Origin of the sequence: Kutzneria sp. NPDC051319 (genome assembly GCF_040682195.1) — a bacterium.
Taxonomy (GTDB): Bacteria; Actinomycetota; Actinomycetes; order Mycobacteriales; family Pseudonocardiaceae; genus Kutzneria.
The window spans coordinates 79,199-97,540 of record NZ_JBFBAM010000033.1 but is presented as its reverse complement, the minus strand read 5'-3'; the positions used below and the strand labels follow the sequence as shown (position 1 = coordinate 97,540).

22 protein-coding genes are annotated in these 18,342 nt (G+C 70.5%); 9 read left to right on the top strand and 13 right to left on the bottom strand.

Annotation, left to right across the window (positions count from 1 at the left end):
* Window positions 1–97: 97 nt before the first annotated feature.
* A complete protein-coding gene (locus tag AB0M73_RS28625) occupies window positions 98–880 on the bottom strand; it encodes a glycerophosphodiester phosphodiesterase (protein WP_363896607.1) in 783 nt (260 codons plus the stop codon).
* A 69-nt stretch (window positions 881–949) separates the two neighbouring features.
* Here AB0M73_RS28625 and AB0M73_RS28620 point away from each other — a divergent pair, with 69 nt between their 5' ends.
* From AB0M73_RS28620 to AB0M73_RS28605, 4 genes are all read left to right on the top strand, one after another.
* Entirely contained in the window at window positions 950–1,297 is a 348-nt protein-coding gene (locus AB0M73_RS28620; RefSeq protein ID WP_363896604.1) for a hypothetical protein, read from the top strand.
* 66 nt (window positions 1,298–1,363) lie between these two features.
* The gene (locus AB0M73_RS28615) at window positions 1,364–3,382 is read left to right on the top strand and encodes an EAL domain-containing protein (protein WP_363896601.1); all 2,019 of its coding nucleotides are present in this window, start codon (window positions 1,364–1,366) and stop codon (window positions 3,380–3,382) included.
* 25 nt (window positions 3,383–3,407) lie between these two features.
* Window positions 3,408–4,109: a hypothetical protein gene (locus AB0M73_RS28610; protein WP_363896598.1), complete on the top strand. Its 702-nt coding sequence runs from the start codon at window positions 3,408–3,410 to the stop codon at window positions 4,107–4,109.
* Window positions 4,110–4,280: 171 nt separating this feature from the next.
* Window positions 4,281–4,997: a class I SAM-dependent methyltransferase gene (locus AB0M73_RS28605; protein ID WP_363896595.1), complete on the top strand. Its 717-nt coding sequence runs from the start codon at window positions 4,281–4,283 to the stop codon at window positions 4,995–4,997.
* 47 nt (window positions 4,998–5,044) lie between these two features.
* Here the strand turns inward: AB0M73_RS28605 and AB0M73_RS28600 are convergent, their stop codons facing one another.
* From AB0M73_RS28600 to AB0M73_RS28590, 3 genes are all read right to left on the bottom strand, one after another.
* Window positions 5,045–5,782 (bottom strand): serine protease, encoded by a 738-nt coding sequence (locus AB0M73_RS28600; RefSeq protein WP_363896592.1) that lies wholly within the window; start codon window positions 5,780–5,782, stop codon window positions 5,045–5,047.
* 97 nt (window positions 5,783–5,879) lie between these two features.
* Window positions 5,880–6,335, bottom strand: a complete 456-nt coding sequence (locus AB0M73_RS28595; protein WP_043714082.1) for a PPOX class F420-dependent oxidoreductase — start codon at window positions 6,333–6,335, stop codon at window positions 5,880–5,882.
* An 81-nt stretch (window positions 6,336–6,416) separates the two neighbouring features.
* Window positions 6,417–7,043, bottom strand: a complete 627-nt coding sequence (locus AB0M73_RS28590) for a 50S ribosomal protein L11 methyltransferase (protein ID WP_363896588.1) — start codon at window positions 7,041–7,043, stop codon at window positions 6,417–6,419.
* Window positions 7,044–7,079: 36 nt separating this feature from the next.
* Between AB0M73_RS28590 and AB0M73_RS28585 the strand changes: the two genes are divergently transcribed.
* Window positions 7,080–7,673, top strand: coding sequence for a TetR/AcrR family transcriptional regulator (locus AB0M73_RS28585; RefSeq protein WP_363896585.1), 594 nt, complete (start codon window positions 7,080–7,082; stop codon window positions 7,671–7,673).
* On the opposite strand, the gene AB0M73_RS28580 is transcribed toward AB0M73_RS28585, so the two are convergent.
* From AB0M73_RS28580 to AB0M73_RS28555, 6 genes are read right to left on the bottom strand one after another with little or no spacing between them, the layout of a single operon-like run.
* On the bottom strand, window positions 7,668–8,099 hold the full coding sequence (locus tag AB0M73_RS28580) for a MarR family transcriptional regulator (RefSeq protein ID WP_363896582.1): 432 nt from the start codon (window positions 8,097–8,099) through the stop codon (window positions 7,668–7,670). The genes AB0M73_RS28585 and AB0M73_RS28580 overlap by 6 nt on opposite strands.
* Window positions 8,096–8,710 (bottom strand): DJ-1/PfpI family protein, encoded by a 615-nt coding sequence (locus tag AB0M73_RS28575; RefSeq protein ID WP_363896579.1) that lies wholly within the window; start codon window positions 8,708–8,710, stop codon window positions 8,096–8,098. The genes AB0M73_RS28580 and AB0M73_RS28575 overlap by 4 nt, the downstream gene beginning before the upstream one ends.
* Window positions 8,711–8,741: 31 nt before the next feature.
* Window positions 8,742–9,959, bottom strand: coding sequence for a DUF6596 domain-containing protein (locus AB0M73_RS28570; RefSeq protein WP_363896576.1), 1,218 nt, complete (start codon window positions 9,957–9,959; stop codon window positions 8,742–8,744).
* Window positions 9,956–10,318: a YciI family protein gene (locus tag AB0M73_RS28565; RefSeq protein ID WP_043714091.1), complete on the bottom strand. Its 363-nt coding sequence runs from the start codon at window positions 10,316–10,318 to the stop codon at window positions 9,956–9,958. The genes AB0M73_RS28570 and AB0M73_RS28565 overlap by 4 nt, the downstream gene beginning before the upstream one ends.
* Window positions 10,319–10,341: 23 nt before the next feature.
* Entirely contained in the window at window positions 10,342–11,358 is a 1,017-nt protein-coding gene (locus AB0M73_RS28560; protein ID WP_043714093.1) for a tyrosine-type recombinase/integrase, read from the bottom strand.
* A gap of 37 nt (window positions 11,359–11,395) precedes the next feature.
* The gene (locus AB0M73_RS28555; protein WP_363896572.1) at window positions 11,396–11,989 is read right to left on the bottom strand and encodes a carboxymuconolactone decarboxylase family protein; all 594 of its coding nucleotides are present in this window, start codon (window positions 11,987–11,989) and stop codon (window positions 11,396–11,398) included.
* Window positions 11,990–12,453: 464 nt separating this feature from the next.
* Between AB0M73_RS28555 and AB0M73_RS28550 the strand changes: the two genes are divergently transcribed.
* On the top strand, window positions 12,454–13,032 hold the full coding sequence (locus AB0M73_RS28550) for a Uma2 family endonuclease (RefSeq protein WP_363896569.1): 579 nt from the start codon (window positions 12,454–12,456) through the stop codon (window positions 13,030–13,032).
* On the opposite strand, the gene AB0M73_RS28545 is transcribed toward AB0M73_RS28550, so the two are convergent.
* On the bottom strand, window positions 13,004–13,792 hold the full coding sequence (locus tag AB0M73_RS28545; protein ID WP_363896566.1) for a putative protein N(5)-glutamine methyltransferase: 789 nt from the start codon (window positions 13,790–13,792) through the stop codon (window positions 13,004–13,006). The two genes, AB0M73_RS28550 and AB0M73_RS28545, sit on opposite strands and share 29 nt — an antisense overlap.
* 58 nt (window positions 13,793–13,850) lie before the next feature.
* Here AB0M73_RS28545 and AB0M73_RS28540 point away from each other — a divergent pair, with 58 nt between their 5' ends.
* On the top strand, window positions 13,851–14,666 hold the full coding sequence (locus AB0M73_RS28540) for an aminoglycoside phosphotransferase family protein (protein ID WP_363896563.1): 816 nt from the start codon (window positions 13,851–13,853) through the stop codon (window positions 14,664–14,666).
* Here the strand turns inward: AB0M73_RS28540 and AB0M73_RS28535 are convergent.
* Window positions 14,653–15,390 carry an SRPBCC family protein gene (locus tag AB0M73_RS28535; protein ID WP_363896560.1) on the bottom strand — a complete coding sequence of 246 codons (738 nt, stop codon included), beginning with the start codon at window positions 15,388–15,390 and terminating at the stop codon, window positions 14,653–14,655. The two genes, AB0M73_RS28540 and AB0M73_RS28535, sit on opposite strands and share 14 nt — an antisense overlap.
* A 94-nt stretch (window positions 15,391–15,484) precedes the next feature.
* Here AB0M73_RS28535 and AB0M73_RS28530 point away from each other — a divergent pair, with 94 nt between their 5' ends.
* Window positions 15,485–15,964 (top strand): GNAT family N-acetyltransferase, encoded by a 480-nt coding sequence (locus AB0M73_RS28530; RefSeq protein WP_363896557.1) that lies wholly within the window; start codon window positions 15,485–15,487, stop codon window positions 15,962–15,964.
* A gap of 56 nt (window positions 15,965–16,020) precedes the next feature.
* Here the strand turns inward: AB0M73_RS28530 and AB0M73_RS28525 are convergent, their stop codons facing one another.
* Window positions 16,021–16,668: a septation protein IspZ gene (locus AB0M73_RS28525; protein ID WP_232240571.1), complete on the bottom strand. Its 648-nt coding sequence runs from the start codon at window positions 16,666–16,668 to the stop codon at window positions 16,021–16,023.
* 157 nt (window positions 16,669–16,825) lie between these two features.
* On the opposite strand from AB0M73_RS28525, the gene AB0M73_RS28520 reads away from it, so the two are divergent.
* Entirely contained in the window at window positions 16,826–18,241 is a 1,416-nt protein-coding gene (locus tag AB0M73_RS28520) for a protein kinase (protein WP_363896553.1), read from the top strand.
* Window positions 18,242–18,342: the final 101 nt, after the last annotated feature.

Below are 18,342 nucleotides of genomic sequence, written 5' to 3'. Positions count from 1 at the left end.
CCCCTCGGTCACCACTCTCGGTGACCACCCCGTTATGCAGGGAAGGACGCCTTACCCGCGTTGAACGCGGGTAAGGCGTCCTTCCCTGCATCAGGACCTAGGCCGGCCACTGGCCTCGTGATCGCAGAACGTCACGGAGCAGGTCGGGGCGGTCGGTGACCAGGCCGTCCACACCCAGGTCCAGCAGGGCCCGCATGCGATCCTCGGTGTTGATGGTCCACACGTGCACCTCCAGCCCGAGCCGGTGGGCGCCGTCGACGAACTTGTGGTCCACCACCCGCAGCGGCCCCTGCTGTTCGGGCACCTGGGCCATCGCGCCCTGCACGAACCGGCGCGTGCCCAGCAGCGGCCACCGTCCGGAAGACCACAGCGCGAACACCGTCGCCGGCCCCATCGAGGTGATCAGCTTGGGACCGGCCGCCTTGCGCAGCCGGGCCAGCCGCGCGTCGGAGAACGACGCCAGGCACACCCGGTCCCAGGCGTTGCACCGCTCCAGCACCCGCAGCACCGGGCCGGCCGCGTTGTCGGCCTTCACGTCCACGTTGAGCAGAGCCGTCGGCAGCTCCTCCAGCACGGCCTCCAGCGTCGGGATCGCCTCCCGCCCGCCGACCAGCGCCTTTCCCACCTCCGACCACGGCAGCTGGTTGATCACACCCTGCCGGTCGGTGGTGCGATCCAGCACGTCGTCGTGCTGCACGACGACCACCCCATCCGTGGTGGCCTGCACGTCGGTCTCGATGTACCGGAAGCCCTCGGCGATCGCCTGCCGGAACGAGCTCAGCGAGTTCTCCATGCCGGACAGGTCGCCGAGATGCCAGCCACGGTGGGCCAAAGCGCGCGGATACGGCCCGTCGGCCAGGTACGGATGTCCACTCTGCACAGTGCGCAGTCTGCCCCAGCGGCGTGGCGCTTTCGATCACTGCGAGATGAACGGATAACCTCGCCGCCCATGGAGGTCACCAGCACCCGGCGACGGGTGGCGACGCGGCACTGCGCGTGGTGCGGCCAACGGCTGCCCGCGGACGGCCAGTTCGGGCGTCGCCGCCAGTACTGCGCCCAGACCTGCCGGCAGCGCGCCTACGAGCGCCGCAGCGCCGTGCAACGCGGCGGGCTGCCCGAGGACGCGGTGGTGCTGTCCAGCACGGAGCTGGCCAACCTCCAGGACAGGCTGTTCCAGCTCCGGTGCGCCGCCGAGGACATCGCCACCGCGGTGGCCGACGGGGCGGAACCGGACGAACTGCACTCGATGGCGCGGGCACTGCTGGGCACCGCCACCGGGTTGGAACGCCTCCGGTGACCGGCTCGGGCTTGCCCAGTGGCCGGTGAACCGACAACTATGGCGCCGGGTGGCAAGGAGGAGCTGGTGGCGGACCACGGCGCCGTGCACAACCACGTCCTGCGATGGGCGGACGTCGGATTCGGGGTCACGGACCTGCACGGCAAACTGAACTGGGCGAACCCGGCGCTGGGCACGCTCATCGGTGTGCCCGCCGACCAGGCGCTGGGCCGGTCGTTGCCGGCGCTGCTGCCGGGCGCGCCCGAGAGCCCCGATCCCGGCATGGTCGTGCAGGCCGCCGGGCTGGAGGGCGACGAGCACCGCTGGCTGGAGATCAGCTGCACCGCGCTGCCCGGTGGCGACGAGCTGCTCTACCGGATCATGGACATCACCTCGTGGCGCGACCGCGAGCTGGAGGCCACCCAGCAGGCCAACGCGCTGCGCCGCGCCCAGGTGCTGGGCCGAATGGGCAACTGGGAGTGGGACATCACCACCGACCGCGTGCTGTGGTCGGACGCCCTGCTGGAGATGTTCGGCCTGGAGCCCGGCACCGAGCTGGACTTCGCCGGCTACATGGGCAAGGTGCACGCCGACGACCGGGAGATGATCGCGACCAGCCTCGCCGTCGCCCGCGCCAACGGAGACCGCTTCACCTTCTCCCACCGCATGCTCGTCGGCGTCGACAACGAGCGCTTCTTCGAGTGCTTCGGCGAGGTCATCTGCGACGAGGACGGCACGCCGGTGCGCATGATGGGCACCTGCCACGACGTCACCCAGGACCGCCGACTGCAGGACGAACTGCGCCAGCTGGCCGAGGAAGACCCCCTCACCGGCCTGCCCAACCGCCGCGCGCTCACCCGCGAGCTGGAACGGCAGCTGGCCGCCGGCGGCACCGGCTCCCTGCTGCTGCTCGACCTGGACAACTTCAAGGACGTCAACGACCTGCGCGGGCACGCCGTCGGCGACCGGCTCATGCGCACCATGGCCGCCGCGCTGCGCGAACGCCTCGAACCCGGCCAGCTGCTGGGCCGTCTCGGCGGTGACGAGTTCGCGGTCGTGCTGCCCGGCTGCGAGGAGCAGGACGCCTCCGAGGTCGCTGCCCGCCTGCGTGACGCCGTCGCCGGGCTGCCGCTGGTGGCCGGGGGAGCGACCACCCGGATGACCGTCAGCACCGGCGTCGCCGGCTTCACCTCCGGCGAAGGCTGGGAGGCCGTGCTGGCCAACGCAGACCTCGCCCTGTACGCGTCCAAGAACGCCGGCCGCAACCGCGTCACCGTCTACGACCCAGGCCACTACGCCGACACCGCCAAGCGCGTCTCCGTGCAGGACCGCCTGCGCAAGGCCCTCGAACACGGCGACCTGGCCCTGCACGCCATGCCCATCGTCGCCCTGTCCTCGGGCCGCACCCTGGGCTACGAGCTGCTGCTGCGCCTGGAGGACGGCCAGCTCCCGCTGCTCGGGCCGGCCGACTTCCTGCCGGCCGCCGAACGCAGCGACCTCGTGCTGGAGATCGACCGCTGGGTGTTCGGCAAGGCCATCGACACCCTCGTCGCCCACCCCGACCCCAACCTGCGCTTCGACGTCAACGTCTCCGGGCGAACCCTGGAGGACGAGGACTTCGCCGACTTCGTGCTGGACCGCCTCGCCTCCTCCGGCGTGGCCCCGGGCCGGCTCGGCTTCGAGATCACCGAGACGGCGGCCGTCACCAACCTCGACGCCGCCCGCAGCCTCGCCCACCAGGTCCGCGCCACCGGCTGCCGCATCGCCCTGGACGACTTCGGCGCCGGCTTCGGCTCCTTCGTGCACCTCAAGCACCTGCCCATCACCGGCCTCAAGATCGACGGCGAGTTCGTGCGCGGCATCGACTCCGGCACCCGCGACGCCGTGCTGGTCTCCGGCATCCTGGAGATCGCCCGCGGCTTCGACCTGTCCGTCGTGGCCGAGTGGGTGGAGCGGCCCGCGCAGGTGGAGGTGCTGTCCAAGCTCGGCGTCTCGGTCGGCCAGGGCTTCCACCTCGGCAAGCCGAAACCGCTGGGCAGCGTGCTGAAGCGGCCGGATGGGGCCTTGTACGGCGAGCTGCCGGCGGCCGAGGATGGGCGTTCCTGACCTCCGCCAGAGAAGGAAACCCCTCGTGCCCGAGGACGTCCCCGTCAAGGGGCTGCGCCGTGTCGAGCTGCGCAGCAACGACCCGGCCGGGTCGGCCGAGCACTACCGGAGCCTGTTCGGCTGGATCGTCATGCCGGCCGACGACGGCACCCTGAGATGCTGGGTCGGCGACCGGCTGGCCGCCCTGATCCGAAGACCCGCCGACTGGGAGACCCCGGGCTGGCACCCCGTCCTCGGCGGCCGGCCCACCGCGCTGCTGGCCGACCCCGCCGGCGTCACCGCCACCCTCGACCCCGGACGCGTTCGCCACGGACCGTGGGCCCCGCCGCCCCGCCACGGCGAACCCTGCTGGCTCGAGCTCATGACCGCCGACACCACCGACGACTACTGGGCCGCGCAGCTGGGTTGGGCCCTGCGGGCCGACACCGACGTCAAGCCGTTCGCCCTGTTTGACGCCCCCGACGACGCCGGCGCCCGTGCCATCGCCGGCCGGCTGCTCGTCGACGAGGCCACCGCCGCGGGTGTCGGCGCCTCCTGGATGTGCTACCTCGCCGCCACCGACATCACCCTGGTCACCGAGACCGCCGTCGCCGGCGGCGCGACCCTGTTGATCGAGCCCCGCGAGGCCCCCGCCGGGGTCATCGCCGCCATCGCCGACCCGTACGGCACGGTCTGCACCCTGCTGGAGGACCCCGCCGGCTGGGGCGGGACCTGGTCGGCCGGATAACCGAATTCGCGACGAGACGCTCGTGGGGCAGTAGTACGGTCACCGTGAACCTGACGTGCCGCACAGACAAGGTCGATGCCATGGGCACCCCCGGACCCGCCGGGCGTGTGCTTCAGCCTGCCCGGTGACTTCTGCGAACTGATCGCCTCGCATTCACCAGGAGCTCTCACCTTGCCGTGGTACACGGACTTCTTCACCGAACTGGCCAACACCTTCTGGCGCGGCGCCGTCCCGCCCGAGCAGACCGCCGCCGAGATCGACTTCATCCTCGACGCCACCGGGCTGTGGCCCGGCGCCACCGTCCTGGACGTGCCGTGCGGCAGCGGCCGCCACAGCGTCGAACTCGCCCGGCGCGGCTTCCACCTCACCGGCCTCGACATCTCCGCCGAGGCACTCGCCCACGCCCGCGGCTCCTCCTCGGACGTGGACTGGCGACTGGCCGACCTCACCGACCTGGCCACTCACGGCCTGGCCGCCGACCTGGCCATCTGCATGGGCAACAGCTTCGGCTACCTCGACCACGCCGCCAACACGCGGTTCCTGGCCGACCTCGCCGCCGCCGCGCCCACGCTCGTCCTCGACTACGGCTGCGTCGCCGAGGCCATCCTGCCCCACCCGCCCGGCACCATCTCCATGGCCGCCGGCGGCGTCGACATGGTCGCCGCCAACCACTACGACGCGACGCAAGCCCGCCTGCTGATCGACTTCACCTTCACCATGGGGGAGCGCACCCAGCAGTCCACCTGCGTCCAGCACGTCTACACCGCCGCCGAGCTCTCCCGCATGCTCACCGCCGCCGGCTACGAGGACGTGGAGCTGTACGGCGACACCGACCGCGGGGAGTTCCAACTCGGCAGCCACCGACTGTTGGTGGTGGCCCGCCGATGAGAAACGGTGGTGCCGCGGCATTGTCCGCGGCACCACCGCCCCGCTGCTCAGCCGATGGTCTGGCGGATCCAATCGGCGTAGGCCTGCACGCGGATCGCGATCGTGTCGGTGGCGCCGCAGGACGGCCCGCCACGGCTGACGATGCCGACGACCTGGCCGTTGCTCAGCGCGGGTCCGCCGGAGTCGCCGAAGCAGGCGGTGCGGCCGTCACGGCTGTCCAGGCACAGCTCGCTGGCGGGGTCGAGGTTGATGCCGTCGGCACGGCACTGCGGCTGGGACAGGACGGCGTTGTCCACCCGGCGCAGCAGGTTCGACCCCTGGTCGCAGCCGTGGGTCGGGCATGTCTGGCCCCAACCGAGCACCCGCAGCGTGACACCCTCCCAAGCGCTGCCAGCGGCCATCGCCACGGGCGCTTGGGTGACGGGTCGGGCCAACCGGATCAGGGCGATGTCGTTGTGACCGGTGTTCTCGTCGTAGGACGGATGCGGCACGGCCTGGCTGATCCCGACGACCGTCCCGTTCACGGCTCGGTTGTTCGAGCCGACGCGGGCGGTGTCGTCGACGGTGCTCGAATCCACGCAGTGCGCCGCGGTCAGCACCCACTCCGCGGTGATCAGCTCACCGGCGCAGTAGTGGGTGCCCGCTTCCTGGTTCTCCTCGGTCTGCAGGGCCACGATCCACGGATGGACGTCGGTGTCGACCTGGCCACCCACGATCTCCGGCCCCGCCACCGCGGGCGTCGAACCGGCCAGCAGCGCCGCCAGCACGAGCAGTGTTCTGATCACGGCCCAACCCTGCTGCAGAACACCGGCGAAGCGCGTCCCGGTTCACGCCTCCGTGCGCCGGATGCACCCGCCAGGGGCAGGCGCATCCGGCCGACGATCAGGCCAGGCGGGCCGGGAAACCGCCCGTGGACACCGGGCCCCAGCGGGTCGGCTCGACCCGGATCAGGCACTTGCCCTGCCGCGTCATCGCCGCCCGGTACTCGTCCCAGTCCGGGTGCTCGCCGGAGATGCCCCGGAAGTACTCCACCAGCGGCTCCAGCGCCTCCGGCAGGTCCAGCACCTCGGCCCGGCCCTCCACGTGCACGTACGGCCCGTCCCACTCGTCGGACAGCACGCAGAACGACACCCTCGGGTCCCGCCGCGCGTTGCGGACCTTGGCCCGCTCCGGGTACGTCGACACGACGATCCGGCCCTCCCCGTCCACCCCGCACGTCACCGGCGAGGACTGCGGGCTGCCGTCCGCCCTGGTCGTGATGATGATCGCCCGGTGCCGGGTGCGCAGGAACTCCGTCAGCGCGGCGCGGTCCACGGACTCGTTGGTCGCAACAGCCATGATCTAGACCCTAGGCCGTCCCGGCGAATCCCGATGGACGACGCCGAGAACATGCAGGGATGCTCACGGGACTGGGGTTCGTCAGGACCGGTCAGGCTTAGGTCGCCACACGGTGGTCGTCAGCACGGTCACGCCCTCCAACGACCGCGGCACCGGCACCTCGTACGCCGCGACCCGCTCGAAACGGGCCTTGGGCAGGTACGGCCGGCTCGGATCGCCGACCAACACCAGGGCGCCGGCAGCGGCCGCCCGGAACAGGAACGGCAGCACGGCAGCGGTCATGTCCTTGTCGTAGAACACATCCCCGGCCAATACGACGTCGGCGTCCACAGTGGAATCCAGGACGTCAGCGACCAGGGGAGTCAGGGACACGCCGTTGGCCTCGGCGTTGATCCGCGCCGCGACCAGGGCCATCTCGTCCACATCGCACGCCGTCACGGCCGACGCGCCGGCGAGCGCCGAGGCGATGGCCACCAGACCGGAGCCGCACGCCAGGTCGAACACCCGCCTGCCGGCCACGACCTGCGGATTGTCCAGCACATAGCGGGCAACGCCCTGACCGCCGGCCCACGGGAAGGCCCAGAACGGCGGCTCGGACCCGCCGGTCAGCTCCCACAACGACGTCACGTCCTCGGCCACCCGCAGCACGATCTCGGGCACGAACGCCGTCGCACGGGCAGTCGTGTGCTCCCGCACGAACGCCTCCACCGGCACCTCCCTGCTCGCTCGTGCTAAATATTGCTCATGCCCGCAAACGCCGCGAAGGGGAGGACCTTCACCGAGAGCGCCCGCCGCGCCCAGATCGTCGCGGCCGCCATCGCCGTGATCGCCGAGCACGGCTACGCCGCCACGTCCTTCACCCGCATCGCCAAGCAGGCCGGCCTGTCCAGCACCGGCATGATCTCCTACCACTTCGCCAACAAGGACGACCTCATCGGCGAAGTGCTCACCGAGGCCACCAGGGTGGCGTACGAGTTCATCTTTCCGCGCATGGCGGCCGCCACCGGCCACCGGGCCAAGCTGCGCGCCCGCCTCGAGTCCAACATGGAGCTCGTCCGCGCCCACCCCGGCCACGTCCGCGCCCTGATGGAGATCGCCCGCAACGCCCCCACCACCCCCGACTTCGTCGACGAGCGCTTCGGCCTGTTCACCGGCCACCTGCGCGCCGGCCAGGACGCGGGGGAGTTCGGCCCCTTCAACGCCGACGCCATGGCCGTGGCCATCATCGGCGCCATCGACGCCATGGTCATCGGCCTCGTCTTCCACCCCGAGGTCGACGCCGCCGAATTCGGCCGCGAACTGGCCGACACCTTCGACCGCGCCACCCGGCCGTCATAGCCCGTCCAGCGCCTCGACCAGCTTCGCCAACGAGGCCGCGACCTGCGCGAACTCCTCCACACCGAGCTTGTCCGCCAGGCGCTGCGCCAGGTCCTGATGAGCGGGGCTGATCCGCCGCACGGCGGCCCGGCCGTCCTCGGTGACGGCGAGCAGCTTGGCCCGCTGATGCGCCGGATTGGGCCGGTACTCGGCCAAACCCTGCTCCACCAACAGATCCGCGGTCCGCTGCACGCCCTGACGGGTCAACCCCATGGCCCGTGCGATGCCCGACACCGGCAACGGCTCCGGCAGCACCGCTCCCAGCACCTGCCAGCGCGCGGCGGTCAGGCCCACCGGACGGGCCAGCTCCTCCGACACCTCCAGCATCTGGCCGTGCACCCGGAACACCGACAGCGCAGTCCGGGACAGCAGCTCCGCCGGGGTCATGCGGCCAGCTCGTAGTAGGCAGCGGCGTCGCCGTGGGCGTACAGACGGAACCACGCGTCGAGCTTGGCGGGGGAGTAGACCCCGAGCTGGGCGAAGATCTCCCGCGCGAACGGCACCGGCTCCGTGGGACCGGCCGTGATCAGGTTCCGGTCCGTCATCGCGTCGGCCTCACGGTAGAACGAGCCGCCGGCATAACCAGTTGACGCCAGGAACTCCGCCGCCGCACCGGTGTGCGCACGGTCGTCCAGCAGACCCTCTCGCGCCAGCCCGGCCACCGCGCCGCAGATCGCCGCCACGGGCACGCCGGCGTCCAGGAAGGCGCGCGCGGCCTTGGCGAACGGCGCGGTCACGGCATCGCCGGCCAGCCAGCCGTTCGACCCGGCCAGCACCAGCATCGCGCTGTCCGCCGGCCGCAGCTCGGCCAATTCCATGTCCGGCACGATCCGCAGCCCGCCCATGGTCAGCACCGGATCCGTGCTCGGACCGACCGTCCGCACCGCGAACCGACCGGGGGACAGCTGGCCGATCCCGCCCCGCAGACTGGCCAGCGCGTGGCCGATCTCCCAGTCCGACAAGCCCTCGTACACCGCGACATGCACCGTCTCAGTCATGACAACATACTGTCAACATGACAAGGCGTTGTCAACCGAGGTTCGCGGCCTTCGCCAACAGATAGCGCTGCTCCGGCATGCTCAACGTCAACCGGGCCGCCGCCAGGTACGCCTCCTTCGCGCCGGCCACGTCACCCGACAGCTCCAGCAGATGGGCCCGCACAGCAGCCACCCGATGGTGCTCCGACACCCGCTCGTCGCCGTCCAACTCGGCCAACATCGCCAACCCCGCCGCCGGCCCCTGCACCATCGACACCGCGACCGCATGGTTCAACGTCACCATCGGATTCGGCGAGATCTGCCCCAACAACGCATACAGGCCGGCGATCTCCGCCCAGTCCGTCCCCTCCGCCGACGGCGCCTCCGCATGCACGGCCGCGATCGCCGCCTGGAGCTGATACGGACCCAACCGGGTCGTCGACAGCGCCTCGCTCACCAGCTTCACGCCCTCGGCGATCCCCGCCGCGTCCCACCGCGAACGATCCTGCTCCGCCAACGGCACCAACGCCCCGTCCGGCCGAGACCGAGCTTCCCGCCGCGCCTCGGTCAACAGCATCAACGCCAACAACCCGGCCACCTCGCCGTCCTCGGGCAGCAACCGCCGCACCGCCCGCGTCAGCCGAATCGCCTCACCGGTCAGCTCACCCCGCAACAACTGATCCCCGGCCGTGGCCGTGTAGCCCTCATTGAAGATCAGATACAACACGTGCAGCACCGCACGCAGCCGCTCAGCCCGCTCGGCGCCCTCCGGCGGCAGCGCGAACCGCGCCCCGGCCGCCTTGATCTTCTGCTTCGACCGCGAGATCCGCTGCGCCATCGTCGCCTCCGGCACCAGGAACGCCCGCGCCACCTGAGCCGTGGTCAACCCACCCACCGCACGCACCGTCAACGCCACCTGCGACGCCGCCGTCAACGCCGGATGGCAACACAGGAACAGCAGCGTCAACGTGTCATCCCGATCCGGGACCTCCACGTCCTCCACCTCGGCGGCGAACACCGCCTCCTCACGCCGCCGCCGCGCGCTGTCACTGCGCCACAGATCCGCCAACCGCCGCGAACCCACCGTCACCAGCCAGCCGCGCGGATTGCCCGGCACACCCTCTACCGGCCACTGCTGCGCCGCCGCCAGCAACGCCTCCTGCACCGCGTCCTCACACGCGTCGAACTGCCCATGCCGCCGCACCAACGCGGCAAGGACCTGCGGCGCCAACTCGCGCAGCAGGCCCTCCACCTCCGAACCAGCACTCACACGTCCACCCCAGCTGAGAACATCACCGGCCAGACCTCCGTCGCGTTGTACCGCGAGTCCGGGATCATCGCCGCCAACTCCAGCGCCCGCTCCCGGGACTCACAGTCCATCAGGTAATACCCCGCCAGGTACTCCTTCGTCTCGACAAAAGGGCCATCGGTCACCACCGGCTCGTCGTCGCGCACCCGCACCACCGCCACCGTCGACGGACTGCCCAGCGCATGGGTGTCCAACAGCTCCCCGGACTCCCGGGTCAGCCGCTGCAGCTCCTCGTGCCCGGCCATCACCGCGTCCCGCTCCCGCTCCGACAACCCGGACCACGTCTCGTCGTTCATGTAGATCATCAGCAGGTACTTCACCGGCGCTCCTCCTCGCGAACCCGTCACGACGAGGTCGGAGCCGGCGCGTCCGTCTCGACATCAGCGACGTCCTCCAGCGCACGGTACGTCCGATTGCTGGCCACCGCCGCCCGCTGCTCCCGGCCCGTCGCCTCGATGTAGTTCTGACTCGTGGCCAGGCTCGCATGGCCCAACAGCGCCATGATCTCCGACGCCGTCGCCCCGTCCTCGGCCAACCGGGTCGCGAAGGTGTGCCGCAACGCGTGCAGGCTCGCACCCACCGGCACCCGGTCGTGCAGGCCGGCCCAGCGGTAACACGACTTCACCAGGTACTCCAGCGCGCCCCGCCCGATCGGCCCGCCGGCCCGGTCACGCAGCAGGGGAGCGCCCCGCCCGAACCGCTCCTTCGGGAACCGCGTCCGACACGAGGCCAGATAGCCGTCGATCACCCTTTCCATCGACGGCTCCACGGGGATCGACCGGTCGCGGCTGCCCTTGCCGTGAACGTGCAGCCGCATCTCACCCGACCGTCCCACCAGCGAGTTCATCGTCAACGTGCGCATCTCGGCCGACCGCAGCCCGGCCAGCAGCCCCAGCGCGATCACCAGCACGTCCCGCTCCGGCCACGGATCCCGCGCCTTGCGATCCCCGTCGGCCGCCGCCTTGAGCAGCTTCTCCGGCGTGTCCTCACCGCGCAGCGGCTTGGGGGACAGGGGAGGGGTGCGCGGCCGCGCGACCGCCCCGATCGGATTGCCCGGCAGCAGGCCGTCGGCCACACAGAACGTCAGGAACTGGTTCCAGGTCGACCACGCCCGCAGCACCGACGACTTCGCATGGCTGTCCGCGAACACCCCGAACACCGCCCGCAGCGCCGGGCCGGTCAGGTCCTCGACCACCAGCATCTCCGCGTCGCCGCCGATCTCGTCCACCAGCAGCGCCGTGATGCCCGCCAGGTCCCGCCGGTACGCGTCCGTCGTGTGCGGCGAATCCTTGCGCGGCCGTCGCGCCGCGAAGAACGCCAGCTGGGCGTCCACAAGCCTCATGTGGATCTTGTACCGCACACCCCTGACAGTTTCACGCGCCGCGTCCCGGGCGGTGTCAGCGCACGACCGTCAGCCGCGTGATCTTCCCGCCGGTCGTATCGGCCTGAGCCGAGGCCACGAGCGTGCCGTCTGCCGCCCGGAACAGCGCCACCGCCGTGTTCGAACCGGTCGTGAGCACCTGGACCTCGTACCCGCTCAGTCCCTGGAGTTCCTCGTGGTTCAGGGCATTGAGCAGGACCTCGCGCGGCGCCGGCTCGGGCGGCACGGGGGAGCCGGCCTCGGCGAACAGGTCCGGCAGCTTCGACACGGCGCTCACCGCGCGGGGGAAGCCGGCGAAGGCGGCCGTCTCCACCAGGATCTCGCTGATCTCCGCCGGCGTGAGACCGGCCGCCAGACCCGTCCTGACGTGCACGGACAGGGGAGACTCCCAGCATCCGGCGGCGACGATCGCGGCGATGGCCACCGCCTCGCGGGTGCGCTCGTCCAGGGCGGGGCGGTGGGAGAGATGCCCGTAGACCGTGCCCACCGCCAGCTCGGCGAGCCCAGGGGAGGCCCGGAACAGGTGGTCGAGCCGCTCCTTGCCGCCGTCCACCAGCTCGGCGAAGGTGTCACGCCCACGCTCGTGCAGCCGTGCCATCTCGTCCGACATGCGTGACTCCCCTGCGCTCGCTGGTCTACACTGGACGATCAGTGTCCGTTTTGCTGCATAATGGCGATTATGCATGAAAAGTCCGCTTGACCCGGGCGGACCGGCCGGCGGCGTCTCCAGGGGATCCGGGTCTCTCAGAACGTCCCTGAACGCCCTCCGAGTCGTCCGATCCGCTTCTGACGGCGTCATCGCGCCGACGATAGCTCTGGACGAGCGCACACCGGCGCGGATTGCCCGTAGAGGCGAATCTGACAACTCGGACAGCCAGTCAGAACGTCTTCAGTGCAGGCTGAGACGCGCGACGCCGTAAGGCCGATAATCTACATTATGTTAAGTAGTGGATCTGACGCCCCTCTTCTGGCGTCCTTGATCACCCACTAGGCCGTTCGGCCCAGTCGTGTGGCTAGAGTTGCGGCATGCTGAGAGCGTCCCCGTGTCGATCCGACCGATCGGAGCGTGCCCCGTTGAGCACCGCACTTGACCGCCAGGGCCTCCCGATCAGCATCCAGGAATTCGATGAGCTGCCCGCAGACAGCTCACATCGCTTTGAGATCGAGGACGGTCGACTGCTCGTGATGATCCGACCCGCTGGCCCGCACATCAAGGCGGCCCGTCGGCTGGCCAACTGCCTCGATGAGCAGCTGCCCGATGACCTTGAGTCGATGGTTGAGTTCGAAGCCGAGCTGAGTGGTCCATCACCTCGCCGGATTCCCGACGTCGTGGTCTGCTTCTCGGAAGTTGGCGACCAGGTGCGCATACGCGGTGAAGAGATCCTGCTCGCCGTCGAGATCGTGTCTCCGGGCGAATCGGCGGCCCGCGACTACATCAGGAAGCCCGCCGAGTACGCGGCCAATGGCATCCCGATCACGTGGGTGATCGATATCCAGGAGCGCCCGCACAGCCTGACCGTCTACACCCTCGACGACAGCGGCCAGTACCACTTCTCGTCGCTGATCACCGGTAGCTACACAGGCATGGTCGGCGGCCATGAAGTCACGATCGACCTGGACTCGCTCACTGGTCCGCGCCGGAAGCGGAGCTGAGCGGCCGACGACCCACGGCGACCGTGCCGTCGACCTCGTCTGAGTGCTCGACCCGGGTCGTCAGGCCGGCGTCGGCGAGCAAACGCTCTGTGGTGGCCGCCTGGCGAACGCTGGTCTCGATGAGCACATGCCCGCCGGGCCGAAGCCACGTCGACGCGTCCCTGGCGACCCGCCGGTGGATCTCCAGGCCGTCCGAGCCGCCGTCCAGCGCCACCCGGGCCTCATGGTCGCGTGCCTCCGGCGGCATCATGCCGATGTCCTCGGTCGGCACGTACGGCGCGTTCACCAGCAGCACGTCGACCTGTCCGCGGATCCGGGCAGGCAAGGCGTCGTACAGGTCGCCCTGAAACACCTGTCCGCCAACGGGTTCGACGTTCCGCCGCGCACATTGCACGGCCGCGAGGTCGATGTCGGCGGCATAGAGCTCGAATTCGGACATACCGGCCACGGTGGCGACTCCGATGGCCCCGCTGCCGCAGCACAGATCCACCACCACGCCGCCCGAGGAAACCAGCGAGGATGCGTGCTGGACCAAGAACTCCGTACGGCGGCGTGGCACGAACACGGTCGGTTCCACGGCGATGCGCAGCCCGCAGAACTCGGCCCAGCCCACGATCTGCTCCAGTGGCTCTCCCCCGACGCGTCTGTCCACCATGGACTCGAGGTCGGACGGTGAGGACGCGGCGTCGGTCAGCAACGAGGCTTCGTCCTCGGCGAACACACAGCCGGCGGTCCGCAGCCGGGTGACTATGTCGTTCACGCACTCCCCTACCTAAATGATTGGCCCCAGTATGGGCTCTCCCCTACGCTCCGCGATCATGTGGCCGGAATCCGAAGTGGTCTCGCGCGTGGGACTGCGCCAGGGCAGCAAATCCCCGTGGCTGCTCACCCATGTCGACGGCCGGCAGGCCGTGCTGCGCGACCAGGGCCCGTTCGACACGGAGATCGCCGCGCTGACGGCGGCCGAGGCGAACGGTGTGGTCGCGCCGCGGGTGCTGGCCAGCAGCGAGACCGGCCTGTTGATCTCGGTGGTGCCGGGCAGCAGTCTCATTCCGACCGAGCTCACGCCGGGCCGCCTGGAGGCGATCGGCGCCGCCGCGGCGACGATCCACGCCATAGAGTTGGCTCCCACCAAGGACTTGCCGGCGCGGCACCGTCCGATCGAGCTGGTGGACTTCGACGACTGGCGGGCCCGTCGCACCGCCTCTCCCCTGCTGCTGGAGGCCATGGAGGCGGTTGCGACGCTGCCGGAGCCGCCCCATCCGACCGTGCTGCTGCACGGGGATTTCTGGCAGGGCAACACGATGTGGGCGGACGGGTCGTTGGTAGCGGTCATCGACTGGGACTGCGCGGGTGTCGGTCACCCCGGGGTGGATTTGGGCTCGTTGCGCTGTGACGCGGCCCTGTTCTACGGCCCGGAGTACGCGGATCGGGTGTCGGAGGGCTGGCGGTCGAAGGCCGGCAAGCCGGCGCCGGACGTGGCGTACTGGGATGTGGTCGCCTCGCTGAGCACCCCGCCGGACGTCGGCGAGTGGCTGCCGAACGCGGTCGACCAGGGCCGCCCCGATCTGGACGGGCCGACCCTGAACGCGCGTCGCGACGAGTTCCTGAAGGCGGCGCTCAGCCAGCTGTGACGCGGCGGACCAGGTCCTCGATGCGCTGGCGCCAGCCGTCGAGGTCGGCGTCGGCTTCGCTGGCGACGGTCTGAGTGAGTTCGAGCCGTGCGCCGTGGCCGGTGCCCTGGGACAGCTCGATCCGCACGGACGGATCCGCGTCGAGGTCCCCCAGCGCGGCTCGCACGTCCTCGACGGGCCGGGTGAGCTGGCGTTCGAAGCGGACCTGGTAGCCGTCGCCGACGGGCGTGACACTCCCCTGGTCCAGCGCGAACTGGTGGATGAGCTGCTCGTGGTGGGCGTCGGAGGGACGCTCCATGCGGAACTCCTCGCTGTTGACGTGGGCGAGCAGGGCGTTGAGGCAGAGGTTCCAGCCGGAGCCGTAGCTGGCGGCGGCGGGGCGGTCGTCGAAGACGTGGGTGAACACGAGCAGGCAGCCGTCGCCGTCGGGTGTGAGCGTGAAGTGGATGAGGTCGTCGCTCTCCCGCTGCATCTCGGGCGGTGCGTGCTCGGAGAAGGCGAAGACCCTCGGCGGGTCGAGCTGGGTGACGACGGCGTGCATGCCCTCGAACTCGATGCGGCCGCCGACGCGCAGGTCGATGGTCAGTGCGCGAATCGGATACCAGGCGCGGAGCTGCTCGGGTTCGGTGATGGCCCGCCAGACGAGCTCGGGCGGGTGCTTGAGGCGCCGTTCGAAGCGCAGCGCCGGGCGGCCGTCGGTGTGGGTGCCGAGTGTCGGGTCCATGGCCGCGAATATAGCCTTACGGGAATATGCTGGCAACGGCATGTGCGGGATAAATCGGTAGTGACGGCCGGGGGCGCGAGGTCAGGATGCGGCCGTGACGTGGACAGTCGAGGCCGTGGACCCCAACGGCGTGGTGGGTGCGGGCCTGCTGCGTGAGTACTACACGGACATCATCGCCCGGTACTGGGGCCGGCCGGCGCTGGAGTCGGAGATCGTGCAGGTGCTGGCCGAGGAGCCCAGCGACGACCTCGTGCCGCCCACCGGTCTCCTGCTCACCGCCTCGTACGACGGGGAGCTTGGTGGCTGCGGCGGGTTCCGGGTCCTCTCCCCCGGCGTCGCCGAACTGACCCGGGTCTTCCTGCGCCCGACCATGCGTGGCCGGGGCGGCGCCCTCGCGCTGCTGACCGCGTTGGAGCGGGCCGCCGTGGACATGGGCCTGACCACCGCGCGGTTGGACACGCGCAAGGATCTTGTTGAGGCGCGGCGGTTGTACGCACGCAATGGCTACGTGGAGATTCCGGCGTACAACCGCTCGCCCTACGCCGATCACTGGTTCGAGAAGCGCCTGGCCTGAACACACGGATCGGGCGCCGCCCCCAAGGGAACGGCGCCCGATCCGACCCACAGTGTTCAGGCGGCGGCGACCGCCTGGTGGCCGAGGCGCAGCGTGATGCCGTGCGCCTTGAGCAGGCGGCGGAACCACAGCAGGGACACGGCGATGCCGAGGGCGACCATGCTGTACGAGCCGGCGGTGCTGACCATCAGGAAGCTGCCGACGGTGGCGCTGGCCAGGGCCCACAGCGTGGTGACGCCGTTGGTGATGAACACCAGCGCCCACAGGAACGAGACCTGGCGGAAGAACTTCTGGACGTGCGGGTGGCCGGTGACCACGGTCGGGAACGCGCAGAAGTCGTCGGCCAGCTTGGCCAGCAGCGGCCGGTTGAGCGGCAGCGTGGCCAGCAGGATCGCCGCGAAGGCGAAGTTCTGCACGGTCGGTTGCAGGAAGTAGAGGAAGACGCTGCCGGTGAGGTAGCCGACGAGCGTGCGCACGCAGAGCAGCGCCGTGGTCACCCACAGCACGGCGGGGATCTCCTTGCGCAGCAGGATGCGGCGCGCGAGCGCCGCCAGCGACCAGCCGAGGGCGGCGAACAGCGCGCCCTGGAGGCCGACGAGAGTGAAGACGAGGTAGAACAGGCCCAGCGGCACCAGCGTCGACTCCAGCAGGTGCTGGGCGCCGCGGCGCACTAAGGCCAGTGGTGCGGGGAGGTGGACCGTCATGTGCTCGGGCATGTGTGGTCGGCCGTCTCGCAGTGGTGGGTGTGTCGGGGTGGGCGGAATGCTAGCGGACCCCAGTGCAGGGTTCCTGTGAGGGAGACGTTCAAACCCTGATTCGGGTTCACTGATCCGGTCAGCCGATCTCCGCGTAGGTAGCGGTGTGCCGGACAGTGGTGAGTTGATCGACGGGCGCTACCGCCTGGTGTCGTGCATCGGGCGCGGCGCCATGGGGGCGGTGTGGCGTGGCCGTGACGAGCGGCTGAACCGCGAGGTCGCGTTGAAGCTGGTGACGGTCCGCGGCATGACGCCCGACGACGTCAGCGAGCGGGAGGCGGTGGCGCGGGCGGAGCGGGAGGGTCGGATCACGGCCCGGCTGCGGCATCCGAACGCCATTTCCGTGCACGACGTCGTGGAGCACGACGGTCGGCCGTGCCTGGTGATGGAGTACCTGCCCTCGCGGAGCCTGTCCGAGGTCGTGGAGACCAAGGGTGTGCTGGGGCCGACGGAGGTGGCGTCGATCGGCTTCCAGATCGCCTCCGCGCTGGCGTCCGCGCACGAGCTGGGCATCGTGCACCGGGACATCAAGCCGGACAACGTGCTGCTGGCCGAGGACGGCACGGCCAAGATCACGGATTTCGGGATCGCGCGGGCGCCCGACGACGGGGCGGTGACCGCGGCCGGCATTCTCGCGGGCACTCCGGCCTACCTCGCGCCGGAGGTGGCGACCGGGTCGGAGAGCAGCCCGCGTTCGGACGTGTTCTCGCTGGGTTCGACCTTGTACGCGGCTTTCGAGGGCAAGCCGCCGTACGGGATGGACCAGAACACGATCGCGCTGCTGCACCAGGTCGCCTACGGGGAGATCACGCCGCCGAGGCGCGGCGGCGCCGTGGCGGATCTGCTGGTGGAGATGTTGCGGCGTGATCCGGAGACGCGTCCGACGATGGTGGAGGTGGCGGACCGGTTCGAGCAGGCCCTGGCCGGTTCGTCCCCTCTGCCCTCGTCGTTGCCGCAGCCGCCCGCCGTGCAGCCGGAGACCCGGCGGATGGCGTCGTTGCCGCGGCGGGGTTCGCCGGTGGGTCGGTGGCTGGCGTTGGGGGTGCCGGTGACCGCGGCCGTTGTCGCCGTGGGCATGGTGGTGGCGCAGCAGTTCGGGGTGCATCCCGTGGCGTCGCCGTCCCACAACACCGCCAAGCCGTCGATCACCGTGCCCGCTCCCGCTCCCGGTCCGACGACGACGGTGGCGGGCGATCCCGCCTCGGCGTCGGCGGGCTGTTCGGCGCACTACGACGTGATGAACAGCTGGTCGACCGGCTACCAGGCGGCCGTGACGATCACCAACCTGACCGGCTCGCAGCTCACGGGCTGGCAGGTCAGCTGGCGGATGCCCGGCGGTCAGCGGGTGACGAGCCTGTGGAACGGCACCTTCTCGCAGCAGGGTCCAGTGCTGGTGGTTCGCAACGCCTCGTGGAACGCCGTGCTCGCCGCCAACACCTCCACCAGCTTCGGCCTCGTCGCCGGCTCCCCCGGCTCCACCCCCGGCCGCCCCCAACTCACCTGCACCACGTTGTCCCAGTAACGCTAGGTAGTCGTGGGGGTTGGGCCCATCCTCCACCCCGAGGGGGGGTATTGTGGCGGCCGAAAAAATAAAAATGGTTGTTGGTGTGGGTTGGGTTTTTT